Consider the following 15,926-nt stretch of genomic DNA (forward strand, 5'->3'; position numbering starts at 1 on the left):
CTGTGTTGTTCTGAAACAACGACCCCACACCAAGGTCACGGTGTGGTGCGGTTGACAGTTTCATAGTGTTTCGGTGGTCATAGCGTGAGGGAAACGCCCGGTTACATTCCGAACCCGGAAACCCGGAAGCTAAGCCTTACAGCGCCGATGGTACTGCAGGGGGGACCCTGTGGGAGAGTAGGACGCCGCCGAACAATCATTCAGGGAAAGCCCCTGGCCAGCAATGGCCAGGGGCTTTTTCGCGTTTATCGGGCCTTCGTGTTCAGAGCTGCAGCTTGAATCCAAGGTGCGATCCGGTGAAGCCGAGTCGCTCGTAGAAGCGGTGCGCGTCGGTCCGGCTGAGGTCCGAGGTGAGCTGGACCAGGCCGGCGCCGAGTTCGCGGGAGCGCTCGATCGACCATTCCATCAGCAGGGTGCCGAGCCCGTTGCCGCGTTCCTCGGCGTGCACCCGGACCGCTTCGATGATGGTGCGGGTGGTGCCGGTGCGGGAGAGCCCGTGGATGACGCTGAGCTGGAGCGTGCCGACCACCCGGCCGTCCCGGACGGCCACCGTGGGGTGCTGGTTCGGGTCGGCGGCCATCCGCTCGAAGGCCGCGTAGTAGGGCGCCAGATCGTCGGGTGTCTCGCGCGAGACGGCTATCGAGTCGGCGGCCAGCAGCGCCACGATGGCGGGGATGTCTGCGGCAGTCGCAGGGCGGATCTCAAGATCGTTCATGCCCCCACCCTAGGGCCGCCCCGGGAGCCCCGAGGGCTCACTGTTGCCGGCTCACTCTCCGGCGGGCGTGCTCGCGGCACTCGCGATGACCGAGAAGACCGCGCCGTGCGGGTCGGCGAGCTGCGCGAACCGGCCGACCCCGGGGGCCTCGAACGCGGGTGCGCGCAGGCTGCCGCCGAGCTCGCGGGCGCGCGCGACGGCGGCGTCGGTGTCCGCGACCTCGAAGTACGGCAGCCAGTACGAGCCCGCGGACGCGCCCTGGCCGGTCGCCTTGTCGTCCGGGACCAGCTCGGCGATGCCGCCCTGGCTGGAGTCGGTGCCGCCGGCCGCCGGGGTGATCACGGTGTACGTGAAGTCGCCGAACGGCACGTCCTGGGCCCGCCAGTCGAAGACGGTCCGGTAGAAGGACTTGGCCGCCGCCGGGTCGCTGGTGTGCAGCTCGGTCCAGCAGAGCGTGCCGACGTCCGTGACGGCCTCCAGGCCGATGGTCTCGCCCGGCTGCCAGACCGCGAACCGGGCGCCGGTCGGGTCCGTGTAGCCGGCCATCCGGCCGTCGCTGAAGACGTCGAACGGGCCGAACCGCAGCGCGCCGCCGGCCTGCTCGACGAGCTTGCTCGTCTGGTCGGCGTCCTCGGTCTTGAAGTAGACCGTCCAGGCCGGGGCGGCGCCCTCCTCGGTCAGCGGGCCGAGCGCGGCGACGGTTCGCCCGTCGTGCGCGAAGAAGCCGTAGCCGCCGGAATTCGGGCCGGCCGAGGCGAAGGTCCAGCCGAGCAGGCCGCTGTAGAAGGCCTGCGAAGCGTCCGTGTCGGGGCTGCCCAGATCGATCCAGTTCGGGGCGCCGGAGACGTAGTTGGTGGTCAGCATGGTCAGCTCCGCTTCGTTCGGGGCGTTCGTTCCCGGCGGTGGGGTGCCGCCGGGGTCCCCCTGTCATGGTCAGCCCGGGGGCGGATGCCGACAATCGCGCGCCGCCGTGTCGGCGCGGAGAGGTACGGTGCGTAACGCAAGGCTCACGAGTGGCGTAAGGGGGTCCCCGCGATGGCCGGGCCGCAGCAGACCCAGGCAGTTCCCGCGCAGCGGCAGCTCGCCGAGGTCGAGGGGGTGCTGGAGCGGATCACCTACGCCAACGAGGAGACCGGCTACACGGTCGCCCGGGTCGATACCGGGCGCGGCGGCAACGACCTGCTCACGGTGGTCGGCGCGCTGCTCGGGGCCCAGGTCGGCGAGTCGTTGCGGCTGCACGGCCGCTGGGGGTCGCACCCGCAGTACGGCAAGCAGTTCACGGTGGAGAACTACACCACGGTGCTGCCGGCCACCGTACAGGGCATCCAGCGCTATCTCGGGTCCGGTCTGATCAAGGGGATCGGGCCGCGTTTCGCCGAGCGGATCGTGGCGCACTTCGGTGCCGACACGCTGACCGTGATCGAGCAGCAGCCGACCCGGCTGGTCGAGGTGCCGGGCCTCGGTCCGAAGCGCACCAAGATGATCGCCGCGGCCTGGGAGGAGCAGAAGGCGATCAAGGAGGTGATGGTCTTCCTCCAGGGCGTCGGCGTCTCCACCTCGCTCGCCGTGCGGATCTACAAGAAGTACGGCGACTCCTCGATCGGCGTGGTGAAGAACGAGCCGTACCGGTTGGCCGCCGACGTCTGGGGCATCGGCTTCCTGACCGCCGACCGGATCGCGCAGGCGGTCGGCATCCCGCACGACAGCCCCGAGCGGGTGAAGGCCGGCCTGCAGTACGCGCTGTCGCAGAGCAGCGACCAGGGCAACTGCTACCTGCCCGAGGAGCGGCTGATCGCGGACGGTGTGAAGCTGCTCCAGGTGGACGTCGGCCTGGTGATCGACTGCCTGGCCGAGCTGGTCGCCGAGGAGGGCGTGGTCCGCGAGACCGTGCCGGGTCCGGCCGGCGCGGCCGAGCCGGTGGTCGCCGTCTACCTGGTGCCGTTCCACCGGGCCGAGATCTCGCTCTCCAACCAGCTGCTGCGGCTGCTGCGCACCGACGCCGACCGGATGCCGGGTTTCGGTGAGGTGGACTGGCCGGCGGCGCTGGCCTGGCTGTCCCGGCAGACCGGTGCCGAACTGGCGCCCGAGCAGCAGGAGTCGGTCAAGCTGGCGCTGACCCGGAAGGTCGCGGTGCTGACCGGCGGCCCGGGTTGCGGCAAGTCGTTCACCGTCCGGTCGATCGTCACGCTCGCGCTCGCCAAGCGGGCCAAGGTGCTGCTGGCCGCGCCGACCGGACGGGCGGCCAAGCGGCTCGCCGAGCTGACCGGCCACCAGGCGTCCACCGTGCACCGGTTGCTGGAGCTGCGGCCGGGCGGCGAGGCGGCCTACGACCGGGACCGGCCGCTGGACGCCGACCTGGTGGTGGTGGACGAGGCCTCGATGCTGGATCTGATCCTGGCGAACAAGCTGATCAAGGCGGTCGCGCCGGGCGCGCACCTGCTGCTGGTCGGGGACGTCGACCAGCTGCCCTCGGTCGGTGCCGGGGAGGTGCTGCGGGATCTGCTCGCCGAGGGCGGGCCGATCCCGTCGGTGCGGCTGACCCGGATCTTCCGGCAGGCGCAGCAGTCCGGCGTGGTGGTCAACGCGCACCGGATCAACGAGGGCCTGCCGCCGCTCACCGAGGGCCTGGCGGACTTCTTCCTCTTCGTCGAGGACGAAACCGAGCGCGCGGCCGGCCTGGTGGTGGACGTGGTGGCCCGTCGGATCCCGCAGCGGTTCGGGCTGGACCCGCGCCGGGACGTCCAGGTGCTGGCCCCGATGCACCGCGGCCCGGCCGGCGCGGGCAACCTCAACACGCTGCTCCAGGCGGCCGTCACGCCCGGCCGGGAGGGACTGGCCGAGAAGCGGTTCGGCGGGCGGACGTTCCGGGTAGGCGACAAGGTGACCCAGATCCGCAACAACTACGAGAAGGGTCTGAACGGGGTCTTCAACGGCACGGTCGGCGTGGTCACCGCGCTGAGCGTGGAGGACCAACGGCTCACCGTGCTGACCGACGAGGACGAGGAGGTGCCCTACGACTTCGACGAGCTGGACGAGCTGGCGCACGCCTACGCCGTCACGATCCACCGTTCGCAGGGCAGCGAGTACCCCGCCGTGGTGATTCCGGTCACCACCTCGGCGTGGACGATGCTGCAGCGCAACCTGCTCTACACGGCGGTCACCCGGGCCAAGAAGCTGGTGGTGCTGGTCGGCTCGCGCAAGGCGATCGGGCAGGCCGTCCGCACGGTGAGCGCCGGACGCCGGCACTCGGCACTCGATCACCGGTTGGCCATTGGATGATCACCCGAGGCCGAATGGGGCCGGGGGCCCCGACGGGGGTATCTTGACGTGAAGAAATTGATGGACCAGCCTAGTCTTGCCATGATCTTGTCCGGTTCGTACCGGCTGGGACCACGGCTTTTGTAGAACAAGGCTCTTTCGGGCCACCCCGGGTGCGCAACCGTCCTCCGGATGGGGGAGGGTGGGACAGTCAGGGCAACCCCTTGGAAGAGTCTTCATTTTCGTCGGTGAGGAAGCGCGTGAGCGAGAACAGTCAGGACTCTGTCGTACTGCGGTACCAGGGCGGCGAGTACGAGTACCCCGTCGTCGAGAGCACTGCGGGCAACGCCGGCTTCGACATCTCGAAGCTGCTCCCGCAGACCGGCCTGGTCACCCTGGACAACGGCTTCGGCAACACCGCTGCCTACAAGTCCGCGATCACCTTCGTGGACGGTGACAACGGCATCCTCCGCTACCGCGGTTACCCGATCGAGCAGCTGGCCGGGCAGGGCAGCTTCATCGAGACCGCGTACCTCCTGATCAACGGTGAGCTGCCCACCGCCGACCAGCTGGCGGAGTTCAACAGCGAGATCACCCAGCACACCCTGCTGCACGAGGACGTCAAGCGCTTCTACCAGGGCTTCCCGCGGGACGCGCACCCGATGGCGATGCTCTCCTCGGTGGTCGGCGCGCTGTCCACCTTCTACCAGGACAGCCACAACCCGTTCGACGCCGGCCAGCGCCACCTGTCGACCGTGCGCCTGCTCGCGAAGCTGCCGACCATCGCGGCCTACGCGTACAAGAAGTCGGTCGGCCAGCCGTTCGTCTACCCGCGCAACGACCTGAGCTACGTCGAGAACTTCCTGCGGATGACCTTCGCCGTCCCGGCGCAGGAGTACGAGCTCAACCCGGTGATCGTCAACGCGCTGGACAAGCTGCTCATCCTGCACGCGGACCACGAGCAGAACTGCTCGACCTCCACGGTGCGCCTGGTCGGCTCCAGCCACGCGAACCAGTTCGCCTCTATCTCGGCCGGCATCTCGGCGCTCTGGGGCCCGCTGCACGGCGGCGCCAACCAGGCCGTGCTGGAGATGCTGGAGCAGATCCAGAAGGACGGCGGCGACGTCGACGCGTTCATCACCAAGGTGAAGAACCGCGAGGACGGCGTGAAGCTCATGGGCTTCGGTCACCGCGTGTACAAGAGCTTCGACCCGCGTGCCCAGCTGGTCAAGGGCCTGGCGCACGACGTGCTCGCGCAGCTCGGCAAGTCCGACGAGCTGCTGGAGATCGCGCTCAAGCTGGAGGAGCACGCGCTCAACGATGACTTCTTCATCTCGCGCAAGCTCTACCCGAACGTGGACTTCTACACCGGCCTGATCTACCGCGCCATGGGCTTCCCGACCAGCATGTTCACCGTGCTGTTCGCGCTCGGCCGGCTGCCGGGCTGGATCGCCCACTGGCACGAGATGATCAAGGAGCCGGGCAGCCGGATCGGCCGTCCGCGCCAGATCTACACCGGCACCGCGATCCGCGACTACGTGGAGCTCGACAAGCGCTGACCGCGCTGACCGGACACCACCGGATGTGCCGAAGGCCCCGCAGCCCAGCTGCGGGGCCTTCGGCGCATCCGGGAGGCCGGGAGGGGCAGAAGAGCGGCGGAAAGCGGCGGCGCACGGCGCCCGGTAAGTGGCTGAGGCCGGGGACGGCCGCTCAAAGCGTCCCTGGTCCCGCCACCGCCCGGCGCCGTGCGCGAGGACCGTCGCGGACTGCGACGGCCTTCCCGGGGCCCGCCGGAGCCCCGTCGGCGGCCTGGTCACTGCGTGTGCTCGGTCCGCCCCGGCAGGGGACGGGCCGGGCACTGCCGTTCCGCAGTCATCGAGCCGCACTCACAAGGTAAGACGTATCTGCGTCGGCAAAGTTACGTTTGGGCAGTGTGAATTGGCTCTCGCTACCCTACGCACACGTAGCGTCCGGCCGTCCATACCACATGATCAGCCGCGCTCGGCGTCACCCTCCCCGTAACTCTCGCAACCCAGCGTGATAGGAATCGTGTCATTCCGGTACGGACAGGGCGGGAGAACGCAGATGGCCAGGAATGTCGTCGTGACGGGTGGGGGCACCGGAATCGGCCTGGAGATCGCCCGGCGGTTCGTCGAGGCCGGCGAACAGGTGGTGATCGTCGGCCGGCGCCGCGCGGTGCTGGAGCAGGCCGCGGCCGAGCTCGGCCCGTCGGTCACCCCGCTGGTCTGCGACCTGGCCGACCCGGATGCGGTGGAGGCCGCGCTGGCGGTGCTGCCGAGCCGGATCGACGTCCTGGTGAACAACGCGGGCAGCCGCGAGACCCCCTTCGGCGCCGGGCCGCACGCGCTGCTGGCCCGCTGGCGCGGCGACTTCGAGCGCAACGTGCTGACCGCCGTGCTGCTCACCGAGTCGGTCCGCGACCGGCTCACCCCGGGGTCCGGGCGAGTGGTCACGATCAGCTCGATCGCCGCGCTGCGCGGCGCCGGCTCGTACGGCGCGGCCAAGGCCTCGCTGCACGCCTGGAACCACTTCCTGGCGGCCCAGCTCGGCCCCTCGGGCATCACGGCGAACATCGTCGCGCCGGGCACGGTGGCCGGGACCGAGTTCTTCGGCCCGCGGCTGGACGAGGCCGAGGTCTCCCGGCGGGCCGCCCGTACGCTGCTCGGCCGGATCGGTGAGACGGGCGAGGTGGCCGCCGCGGTCTTCTTCCTCGCCTCGGCCGACGCGAGCTTCATCACCGCCGAGATCCTGCACTGCAACGGCGGCGAGCTGCCCGGGCGCTGACCGGGCGCTGACCGGCAGGCGCTCGGGTGCCGACCGGGCCGCCGTCGGTCGGGGCGGCGCCGGTCGTCCCTGCGGCGGTGCTCAGGCGGACCGGCCGACCAGCTCGTAGCCGGCCTCGTCGATCGCGGCGCGCACCGCCGAGTCGTCCAGTGGACGCTCGGAGGAGACGGTGACCGTGCCGGTCCTGGCGTCGGCGGTCACGCCGGTCACGCCGTGCAGCGCGGTGAGCTCGGAGCTCACCGACTTCTCGCAGTGACCGCAGCTCATGCCGGTGACGGTGTAGGTGGTGCTGGTGGACACATGGGCCTCCGGGGATCCGAGGGGCGCCGGGTCGGCGCGCCGCGCTAGCAGACAGTAGTCGAATCAGCACTCTCCGCTCGCCAAGGCCTGGGGTGCGCCACGCCGGGGCGGTGGCCCGGCGGGCTGATTGTCCGTAATGTTCCGCTCGTGCCCCGCAACCGCCGCCTGCTCGTGCCGCTGTTCCCCGAGCTCACCGGGATCTCCCGGGGGCGCCGGCGGCGGGCACTGGCCACCGTGGACCTGCGGGACGTCGACTGGCGGCGGCGCGCCGCGCCGGGCCTGCTGGCGATCCTCGGGGTCTGCATCGCGGACCTGTCGACCGGCAAGGACCGCTACCTGGCCCCGCTGATGACGGTGGTGCCCTCGATCTCCGCGCTCACCCTCTCGGCGGTCGGCGTGCTCGCGGTCTGCACCGTCGGGCTCGGCGCGCTGGTCGGGCTGAACCGGTACGACCAGGTGACCGCCGTCTCCGACCAGCGCTTCCTCTTCGGCTCGATGATCACGTACCTCGCGCTGACGCTGTTCAGCGCGTACGTCGCGCAGATCCGGATGCGCCGGGCCGCCGCGTTCGCCGCCGTCAGCTCGGTGGCGGACGCCGCCCAGCGCGCGCTGCTGCGCCAGCCGGACCCGGAGGTCGGGCCGCTGCGGCTCGCGGTGCGCTTCGCCTCGGCCGCCGACGAAGCGCGGATCGGCGGCGACCTGTACGCGGCGCTGGAGACCCCGCACGGCACCCGGGTGGTGGTCGGCGACGTCCGCGGCAAGGGGCTGGAGGCGGTGCAGACGGCCGCCGTCGTGCTCGGCGCGTTCCGCGAGGCGGCCTACGACGAGCCCGGACTGCGCGGGGTGGCGGGCCGGATCGAGGCGAGCGTGCTGCGGCACGCACCCGACGGCGAGTTCACCACCGCGCTGTTCGCCGAGTTCCGCCGCTCCCGGGTGGTCGAGCTGCTGCACTACGGGCACGTCCCGCCGCTGCGGGTGGCCGCGGACGGCGCGGTCGACGTGCTGGAGGCGCCGGACCCCTGGGTGCCGCTGGGCCTGGGCCGGCTGGCCCCCGGCGAGCCGCAGACCTGGGACCTGGCGTTCGGTGACGCCGACGTGATGGTGCTCTGCACGGACGGCGTGGTGGAGGCCCGGCACCACGCGACCGGCGCGTTCTACCCGCTGGAGGACCGGGCCGGGCCGCTGGTGGCGGGCGCCGGCGGTTCGGTCGCCGAGCTGGACGCGGCCGTCGCCCGGCTCTACGCCGATCTGCTCGCGCACACCGGCGGGGAGCTGGACGACGACGCGCTGCTCCTGCTGCTCAGCTGCCGCTGACCGCCGGCGGGCGGCGGGTGGCGGGAGCTAGCGGCCGGAGGCCACGTCGGACAGGGCCCGGAAGAGCAGCGCGGTCGAGGTCGCGCCCGGGTCCTGGTGCCCGATGCTGCGGGCGCCCAGGTAGGAGGCCCGGCCCTTGCGGGCCTCCATCGGGATGGTCGCCCGGGCGCCCGCCTCGGCCGCCTCGGCGGCCAGCGCGGTGGCCTCGCGCAGCGTGAAGCCGTCCAGCGCGGCGCGCTCCAGCGCGGCGACGGCCGGCTCGAACGCGTCCACCAGCGTCTTGTCACCGGGCATCGCGCCGCCGAGCTTCTGCAGCGCGGTCAGGCCGGCGCGCAGCGCGTCGGCCAGCCCGGACAGGTCGGCGGCGGGCTCCGGCAGCGACTTGCCGGTGGTGCGCAGCGCGGTGCCGTACAGCGGCCCGGAGGCGCCGCCGACCTTGGCGATCAGGGTCAGCCCGGTCTTGCTCAGCAGCGCGGCCGCCGAGCTGTCCGCCGGTTGGGTGTCCAGCATCTCGGCGACGGCCACGAAGCCGCGCCGCAGGTTGCTGCCGTGGTCGCCGTCGCCGATCGCGGCGTCCAGGTCGGTGAGTTCCAGCTGGTGCTGCTCGACGGCTGCGGCGGTGGCGCGCAGCCAGGCGACGGTGAGGTCGTGGTCCATCTGCTTGCGTCCTCCTGGGGGCTCGGGCGATGGGGCTCGGGCGGTGCCGGTCGGTATCAGGCGCGGCGCAGTCCAGGGGTGTTCACGGGGGCGTCCCAGAGCTCCAGCAGCTCGGGGTCGGCCTTGGTCAGGGTGAGCGAGAAGCCGGCCATGTCCAGGCTGGTCACGTAGTTGCCGACCAGGTTGCGGACGATCCGGATGCCGCGCTCGGCGAGCCGTGCGCTCACCTCGCCGTAGACGATGTACAGCTCCAGCAGCGGGGTCGCGCCCATCCCGTTGACCAGCGCGATCACCTCGTCGCCGGCCGCCAGCGTGTGATCGGCGAGGATCGTGTCCACCACCTCGGCGACCAGCTCGTGCGCCGGGCGCAGCGGCTCGCGCCGGCGGCCCGGCTCGCCGTGGATGCCGACGCCGACCTCGACCTGGTCGTCGGGCAGGTCGAACCCGGGTTTGCCGGCCGCCGGCACGGTCGCGGCGGTCAGCGCGATCGCGAACGAGCGGGAGGCGGCGTTCACCCGCTCGCCGACCGAGGCGACCTCGGCCGCGCTCGCGCCGCGCTCGGCCAGCGCGCCGGCCGCCTTCTCGACCATGACGGTGGCGCCGGTGCCGCGCCGTCCGGCGGTGAAGGTGGAGTCCTTCACCGCGACGTCGTCGTCCACCAGGACGGTGCGGACCTCGATGCCCTCCTCGGCGGCCAGCTCGGCCGCGAGCTCGAAGTTCAGTACGTCGCCGGTGTAGTTCTTGACCACGAAGACCACGCCGGCGCCGGCGTTGCAGGCCCGCGCGGCGGCGAGCAGCTGGTCGGGGACGGGTGAGGTGAAGACCTCGCCGGGGCAGGCCGCGTCGAGCATCCCGGGGCCGACGAAACCGCCGTGCAGGGGCTCGTGCCCGGAGCCGCCGCCGGAGATCAGGGCGACCTTCCCGGGTCGTGGTGAACCGGCCCGCCGGATCACGCGGTTCTCCAGGTCCACGGTCAACTCCGGGTGCGCGGCGGCGATTCCGGCGAGCGCGTCGGTGAGTACCGAATCCGGTGTGTTGATCAGTTTCTTCATTGCTTCGTCTCCCGTGGGGGCGGTCGGACGGTGCTCTTGAAACCTACGCCACCGGTGCGGTATTGCTCACCCTTTCGGCAGGACGTGGCGTGGCGGCCGGACCGGTCCCGGTTCTAGGCTCGGTCGGTATGAGGACCTCGGTGGGAATCGTGCTGGTGTCGCACAGTCCGCTGCTCGCGGCGGGGGTGCGCGAGCTGGTCGAGCAGTTGGGCGGTGGCGGCGTGCGGCTGGCGGTCGCCGCGGGGACCGAGCAGGGGGAGCTCGGGACCAGCTACGAGCTGATCACCGATGCGGTGCGGCAGGTGGACGGCGGCGCGGGCGTGGTGGTGCTGCCGGACCTCGGGAGCTCGGTGCTCACCGCGCGGGCCGTGCTGGCCGACCTGGAGCAGGACGGGCTGGTGCTGGTGGACGCGCCGTTCGTGGAGGGCGCGGTCGCGGCGGTGGTCACCGCCTCGACCGGGGCCGGGCTGGACGAGGTGGTCCGGTCGGCGCAGGAGGCGTGGCAGGCGCGCAAGCTCTGAGCCCGGCCCGCCGCCCGGCCCGCCGCCCGGCCGGCCGCATGGTCAGCCAGTCAGCCGGCCGGCCGGCAGCGGCGTGGTCACTTCGCGTCCGCGTAGCACTCCACCACGGCGGTGCTCATCGGGAACCGCACCGGCGTCTCGCCGAAGACCAGCCGGCTAGCCTCGTCGGCGGCCTCGGTGACGGCGGCCGCGACCCGGTCGGCCAGGTTGGCCGGCGCGTGCACCACGACCTCGTCGTGCTGGAAGAAGACCAGCTGCGGCCGCTCACCCGGCTCGCCCGCCATCGCGAGCAGTCGGCGGCGCAGCGCGGCGAGCAGCGCCAGTGCCCAGTCGGCGGCGCTGGCCTGGATCACGAAGTTGCGGGTGAACCGGCCGCGGGCGCGGGTCGAGCGCCCGCCCTGCTCGGAGGCCTCGCCGCCCGCGCCGCCGGGCCCGCCGGCGGTCTCGGCGAGGTCCAGCCAGGCGTCCGAGGGCGGCGGGCAGCGTCGGCCGAGCCGGGACGAGACCACGCCGCCCTCCTCGCCGGTGCGGGCGGCCGCCTCGACGTAGCCCATCGCCGCCGGGTAGCGCTGGCGCAGAGTGGCCAGCAGCGCGCCGATGTCCCCGCTGGTCTGCCCGTACATCGCGCCGAGCAGGCCCAGCTTGGCCTTGTCCCGGTCGCCCTGGAAGGCGGTGGCGGCCAGTGCCTGGTACAGGTCGCCGCCGGCCGCCGTTCGGGCCAGCCCGGCGTCGGCGGAGAGCGCGGTCAGCACCCGGGGCTCCAGCTGCGCGGCGTCCGCCACCACCAGCAGCCAGCCGGGATCGGCGACCACCGCGCGGCGCAGGATCCGCGGGATCTGCAGCGCCCCGCCGCCACGGCTGGCCCAGCGGCCCGAGACCACGCCGCCGACCACGTACTCCGGGCGGAACCGGCCGCCGCGCGCCCAGGCGTCCTGCCAGGCCCAGCCGTGCGCGGCGTGGATCCGGGCCAGCTCCTTGTAGCGGATCATCAGCTCGGCCGCCGGGTGGTCCACCTCGCGCAGCTCCCAGGAGCGGGTGCTGGTCAGCCGGATGCCCTGGTCGGCGAAGGCGCGCAGCACCTGGTTCGGCGAGTCGGGGTTGAACGGCCGGCCGCCCAGCGCCTGCTGCAGCTGCACCGCCACCTCGGCCAGTTTGGCGGGCTGGGTGCCGGGGATGTGCGGGCGCGGGCCGAGCAGCTCGGTGAGCAGCGCGTCGTGCAGTTCGGCGCGCCAGGGCAGGCCGTCGAAGGCCATCTCGGCGGCGCACAGCGCGCCGGCCGACTCGGCGGCGAGCAGCAGCCGCAGCCGCGCCTGCTCCGGCTCGCCCGGGATCGCCCGCAGCCGGCGCTGCTGGTCGGCGTGCACGGCCAGCACGGCCGCCAGCGGGTCGACGCCGGGCGGCAGCTGCAGGCGGTCGGGGGCGAAGAGCGTGTCCTGCTCCTCGCTGCCGCCGGCGCCGGGCTCGGGGAGGTCCTCGGGGACCGGCAGCCCGTGCAGCCGGGCCCAGGCGGCGCCGAGCGAGCGTGCGGCGCCGTACCGGCCCTCGTGCGCCAGCAGCAGCGGCTCGACCAGCCGCAGGTCGTGGCAGCGGCCGAGTCGGTCCGGCAGCCGGGGGAGCAGCGGCGCGTAGCCGGACTCGGCGGCGGCCCACACCCAGCGCGGGTGCTCGGCGGCCTCCAGCTCGGCGACGGCGGCGGCCAGGTCGGTGGCGTGCAGCGGCCCACCAGTCGGCGTGCCGTCCTCGGCCAGCCGGTGCAGCCGGCCGCCACGGCCGTGCTCGTCCGGCACCAGCGCCATCCTCGGTGCGTGGTCGGCCGCCATGGCGGGCTCCTCTCTGGGCCGGCCTGCGCGGTCGGACGGGTGAGTGGGTGTGCGGGTGTGTGGGTGAGCGCGTGTGTGGGCGCGCGGGCGGTGTCAGTGCGACGGTAGCGGCTGGGTCGGACACTGCCTGGCCAGGCCGTCCAGCAGCGCGTCCAGCAGCAGTTCGAAGCGGGCCTGGTGGTCCTGCGGGCTGCCGAGCCCGGCCGCTGCGGCGGCGGCCAGCACGGGCAGTGCGGCGGGGTCGAGCACCGGCGGTTCGGTGGGCCCGGGGTGGCCCGGGGCGTCGGCGGCCTCGGCCAGGCAGTGGCCGGTGACCGTGGTGGCGACCGCGTTGACCAGGCGCAGCGCGAGCAACGGGGAGAAGCCGGCCCGGGTCAGCGCGGCGGCGGTCTCCTCCACGGCCGCGAGTGCCGCTGCCGAGCCGACCGAGCGGCTCGCCACCAGGGGCAGCACCGCGGGGTGGCGCAGCAGCGCGGCGCGGAGCGCGACGGCGAGCGCGCGCAGCTGCGCGATCCAGTCCGGGTCGGTGCCGCCGCGGGCCGCTTCGGCCACAATCGGAGCGGCCTCGGCAGGGGCCGGCTCGTTCGGCCGGACGGATGTGACGACCAGCTCGACCAGCCCCTCCAGCAGCGCGGCCTTGTTCGGCAGGTAGTGGTACAGCGTCATCGCCTCCACCCCGAGAGCCGCGCCGAGCCGGCGCATCGAGAGCTTCTCGATGCCTTCCTGGTCGGCCAGTTCCAGGGCAGCGGCCAGCACCTTCTGGCGGGTCAGTCCGGCCCGCGCGGTGGGCGTCGCACTCGTGCTCACGGTCTCCCCTTGACATTCTTACGGCGTAAGAGGAGCGTACTCCCCGGCGGAACCTTACAGCGTAAGACAAAGGGGTGGTCGAGGTGCGGCAGGGCGTGCTGGAGCAGAACAAGGACGTGGTGGGCGGGCTCTTCGAGGCGCTGAACGAGGGGCGCCTGAGTGACCTGACGGACTTCCTCGCGCCCGATGTGATCGACCACAACAAGATCATCTTTGGTGAGCCGGACGAGCCCGGCGCGGCCTTCGCGGCCATCGAGGCGCAGCTCACCGCGCTCGCGCCGTACCGGGTCCGGGTCGAGGACCTGGTGGCCGAGGGCGACCGGGTGGTCGCCCGGGTGGTGCAGAGCGGCACCAGCTCGGGCAGCCACGCGCGGATGCCGGTGCCGACGGGGCGTTCCTTCGAGAACGAGGCGATCTTCATGTTCACCGTCGTCGCCGGGCGGATCACCGAACTGCGCGCCGTCTCGGACCGGCTGGGCCTCTTCCTCCAGCTCGGCTGGGACTGGCCGACCGAGGACTGAGCAGCGCACGGCCGACCGGTGGTGACGTGGGGTCGGACAGGGGTGGGTGGGGGTCGGATCGGTCGTCTGACGGCGCGTAAAGTCCCCCCAATGACGGAGAACCCCTTCCTCACACCGAGCCCGTTGCCTTACCAGCTGCCGCAGTTCGAGCGGATCCGGGCCGAGCACTACCGGCCGGCTCTCGAACTGGGCATGGCCGAGCAGCTCGCCGAGATCGCGCGGATCGCCGCGGATCCCGAGCCGGCGAGCTTCGAGAACACGCTGGTGGCGCTGGAGCGCAGCGGCGGGCTGCTGCGGCGGGTGCTGGCCGCCTTCGACAACCAGAGCGCGGCGGTCACCGAGCCGCTGGTGCAGCAGCTGGACGCCGAGTTCCGTCCGAAGCTGGCCGCGCACGCGGACGCCGTCCACCTGGACCAGGCGCTCTTCGCGCGGATCGACGCGGTGCACGCCCGCAGTGCCGAACTCGGGCTGGACGCCGAGTCGCTGCGCCTGCTGGAGCGGCACCACACCCGCTTCGTGCGGGCCGGCGCGCGGCTGCCGCAGGCCGGGCAGCAGCGGCTGCGCGAGCTGAACGCCGAGATCGCGGCCGCCGGCAACACGTTCCACGAGAACACCTTCGGCGCGACCGCGGCCGGCGCGCTGGTGCTGGACACCGTCGCCGAGCTGGACGGCCTGTCGGCGGACGCGGTGGCGGCCGCCGCCGAGAACGGCCGGGCGCTGGGCCACCCGGGCAAGTACGTGCTGAGCCTGCTGAACTTCTCGATCCAGCCGGCGCTGGCCGTGCTGACCGACCGCGAGGTCCGCCGCCGCCTGCTGGACGCCTCGCTCGGCCGCGCCGCCGCGACCAACGGCCCGGTCGCGGCCCGGCTGGCCGCGCTGCGCGCCGAGCGGGCCGCGCTGCTCGGCTACCCGAGCCACGCCGCCTACGTCGTCGCGGACGAGACCGCCGGCAGCGTCGAGGCGGTGGACGCGCTGATGGCCAAGCTGGTCCCCGCCGCGGTCGCCAACGCCGAGCGGGAGCTGGCCCGGCTGGCCGGGCTGGCCGAGGCGGACGGCGTCACCGACTTCGGCGCGCACGACGTCGCCTACTACGCCGAGCGGCTGCGCAAGGCCGACTACGACCTGGACGCCGCCGAGCTGCGCCCGTACTACGAGCTCGAACGGGTGCTGCGCGACGGCGTGTTCCATGCCGCCGAGCTGGTCTACGGGATCACCCTGACCGAGCGCCCCGACCTGGTCGGCTACCACCCCGAGACGCGGGTCTTCGAGGTCTTCGAGGCGGACGGCAGCGCGCTCGGCCTCTTCATGATCGACTGTTTCGCCCGGCCGTCCAAGCGTGGTGGCGCCTGGATGGACCAGATGGTCCCGCAGGCCGCTCTGTTCGACCGCAAGCCGGTGATCTACAACAACCTCAACCTGGCCAAGCCGGCCCCCGGCGAGCCGGCGCTGCTCAGTCTGGACGAAGTCCGCACGCTCTTCCACGAGTTCGGGCACGCGCTGCACGGGCTCTTCTCCGCGGTGCGCTACCCGCTGCTGGGCGGCACGCTGGTGCCGCGCGACTTCGTCGAGTTCCCCTCGCAGGTCAACGAGATGTGGGCGGCCTGGCCCGAGGTGCGGGCCAACTACGCCAGGCACCACGAGACCGGTGCGCCGCTGCCGGCCGAACTGGTCGAACGGCTGGCAGCGGCCGGGCAGTTCGGCCAGGGGTGCAAGCTGGTCGAGGTGCTCGCGGCGGCGCTGCTGGACTGGGCCTGGCACACCGTTCCGGCGGGCCGGGAGATCGAGGACGCCGAGGAGTTCGAGGCCGCCGCGCTCAGGGCGGCCGGGCTCGCGATGGACGCGATCCCGCCGCGCTACCGGACCGGTTACTTCAACCACGTCTTCAGCTACGAGTACAGCGCGGGCTACTACGCGTACCTCTGGTCCGAGGTGCTGGACGCCGACACGGTGGAGTGGTTCCGCGGCAACGGGCGGCCGGTGCGCGAGAGCGGCGAGGTGTTCCGCCGTGAACTGCTCTCCCGCGGTGGCAGCGTGCCCGCGATGGACGCGTTCCGCGCGGTGCTCGGGCGCGACCCCGAGCTCGCGCCGCTGCTGGCCCGGCGCGGCCTGGCGGGCTAGCGGGTCGGTGGGCTGACTGGTCGGCGGTGACGCCGGTG

The 15,926-nt window shown here is 72.8% G+C and carries 14 protein-coding genes and 1 rRNA gene; 8 read left to right on the forward strand and 7 right to left on the reverse strand.

All coding sequences use genetic code 11. From position 1 onward, the window contains the following. The first annotated feature begins 69 nt into the window (after positions 1-69). A 5S ribosomal RNA gene (rrf, locus tag AC060L_RS36855) occupies positions 70-194 on the forward strand. A 68-nt stretch (positions 195-262) separates the two neighbouring features. On the opposite strand, the gene AC060L_RS36860 is transcribed toward rrf, so the two are convergent. Continuing rightward, positions 263-715, reverse strand: coding sequence for an N-acetyltransferase family protein (locus AC060L_RS36860; RefSeq protein WP_483803363.1), 453 nt, complete (start codon positions 713-715; stop codon positions 263-265). A 51-nt stretch (positions 716-766) separates the two neighbouring features. After that, positions 767-1,579 (reverse strand): VOC family protein, encoded by an 813-nt coding sequence (locus AC060L_RS36865; RefSeq protein ID WP_483803364.1) that lies wholly within the window; start codon positions 1,577-1,579, stop codon positions 767-769. A 171-nt stretch (positions 1,580-1,750) separates the two neighbouring features. Here AC060L_RS36865 and recD2 point away from each other — a divergent pair, with 171 nt between their 5' ends. The 3 genes from recD2 (at position 1,751) to AC060L_RS36880 (ending at position 6,778) form a co-directional block, all read left to right on the forward strand. Next, entirely contained in the window at positions 1,751-3,994 is a 2,244-nt protein-coding gene (gene recD2, locus AC060L_RS36870; protein WP_483803365.1) for an SF1B family DNA helicase RecD2, read from the forward strand. 227 nt (positions 3,995-4,221) lie between these two features. Beyond that, positions 4,222-5,532 carry a citrate synthase gene (locus AC060L_RS36875; protein WP_483803366.1) on the forward strand — a complete coding sequence of 437 codons (1,311 nt, stop codon included), beginning with the start codon at positions 4,222-4,224 and terminating at the stop codon, positions 5,530-5,532. Positions 5,533-6,058: 526 nt separating this feature from the next. After that, positions 6,059-6,778 (forward strand): SDR family NAD(P)-dependent oxidoreductase, encoded by a 720-nt coding sequence (locus AC060L_RS36880; RefSeq protein ID WP_483803367.1) that lies wholly within the window; start codon positions 6,059-6,061, stop codon positions 6,776-6,778. An 81-nt stretch (positions 6,779-6,859) separates the two neighbouring features. Here the strand turns inward: AC060L_RS36880 and AC060L_RS36885 are convergent, their stop codons facing one another. Continuing rightward, entirely contained in the window at positions 6,860-7,078 is a 219-nt protein-coding gene (locus AC060L_RS36885) for a heavy-metal-associated domain-containing protein (protein ID WP_483803368.1), read from the reverse strand. Positions 7,079-7,225: 147 nt separating this feature from the next. Here AC060L_RS36885 and AC060L_RS36890 point away from each other — a divergent pair, with 147 nt between their 5' ends. Then, positions 7,226-8,392 (forward strand): PP2C family protein-serine/threonine phosphatase, encoded by a 1,167-nt coding sequence (locus AC060L_RS36890; protein ID WP_483803369.1) that lies wholly within the window; start codon positions 7,226-7,228, stop codon positions 8,390-8,392. 27 nt (positions 8,393-8,419) lie between these two features. On the opposite strand, the gene dhaL is transcribed toward AC060L_RS36890, so the two are convergent. Continuing rightward, complete coding sequence (gene dhaL / locus AC060L_RS36895; RefSeq protein WP_483803370.1) at positions 8,420-9,049, reverse strand: dihydroxyacetone kinase subunit DhaL; 630 nt, start codon at positions 9,047-9,049, stop codon at positions 8,420-8,422. A 56-nt stretch (positions 9,050-9,105) separates the two neighbouring features. Continuing rightward, positions 9,106-10,101 carry a dihydroxyacetone kinase subunit DhaK gene (dhaK, locus tag AC060L_RS36900; protein WP_483803371.1) on the reverse strand — a complete coding sequence of 332 codons (996 nt, stop codon included), beginning with the start codon at positions 10,099-10,101 and terminating at the stop codon, positions 9,106-9,108. A gap of 128 nt (positions 10,102-10,229) precedes the next feature. On the opposite strand from dhaK, the gene dhaM reads away from it, so the two are divergent. Then, entirely contained in the window at positions 10,230-10,622 is a 393-nt protein-coding gene (gene dhaM, locus AC060L_RS36905) for a dihydroxyacetone kinase phosphoryl donor subunit DhaM (RefSeq protein WP_483803372.1), read from the forward strand. Between the two features lie 77 nt (positions 10,623-10,699). Here dhaM and AC060L_RS36910 read toward each other — a convergent pair whose 3' ends face one another. Together AC060L_RS36910 and AC060L_RS36915 are read right to left on the reverse strand one after the other, a co-directional pair. After that, positions 10,700-12,442 (reverse strand): bifunctional 3'-5' exonuclease/DNA polymerase, encoded by a 1,743-nt coding sequence (locus AC060L_RS36910; protein WP_483803373.1) that lies wholly within the window; start codon positions 12,440-12,442, stop codon positions 10,700-10,702. Positions 12,443-12,535: 93 nt separating this feature from the next. Further along, a complete protein-coding gene (locus AC060L_RS36915) occupies positions 12,536-13,249 on the reverse strand; it encodes a TetR/AcrR family transcriptional regulator (protein WP_483803374.1) in 714 nt (237 codons plus the stop codon). Positions 13,250-13,323: 74 nt separating this feature from the next. Between AC060L_RS36915 and AC060L_RS36920 the strand changes: the two genes are divergently transcribed. Together AC060L_RS36920 and AC060L_RS36925 are read left to right on the forward strand one after the other, a co-directional pair. After that, complete coding sequence (locus AC060L_RS36920) at positions 13,324-13,770, forward strand: ester cyclase (protein WP_483803375.1); 447 nt, start codon at positions 13,324-13,326, stop codon at positions 13,768-13,770. 90 nt (positions 13,771-13,860) lie between these two features. Then, a complete protein-coding gene (locus AC060L_RS36925; protein WP_483803376.1) occupies positions 13,861-15,888 on the forward strand; it encodes a M3 family metallopeptidase in 2,028 nt (675 codons plus the stop codon). The last annotated feature ends 38 nt before the right edge of the window (positions 15,889-15,926 follow it).

The sequence above is a fragment of the Kitasatospora sp. NEAU-69 genome, assembly GCF_057158765.1.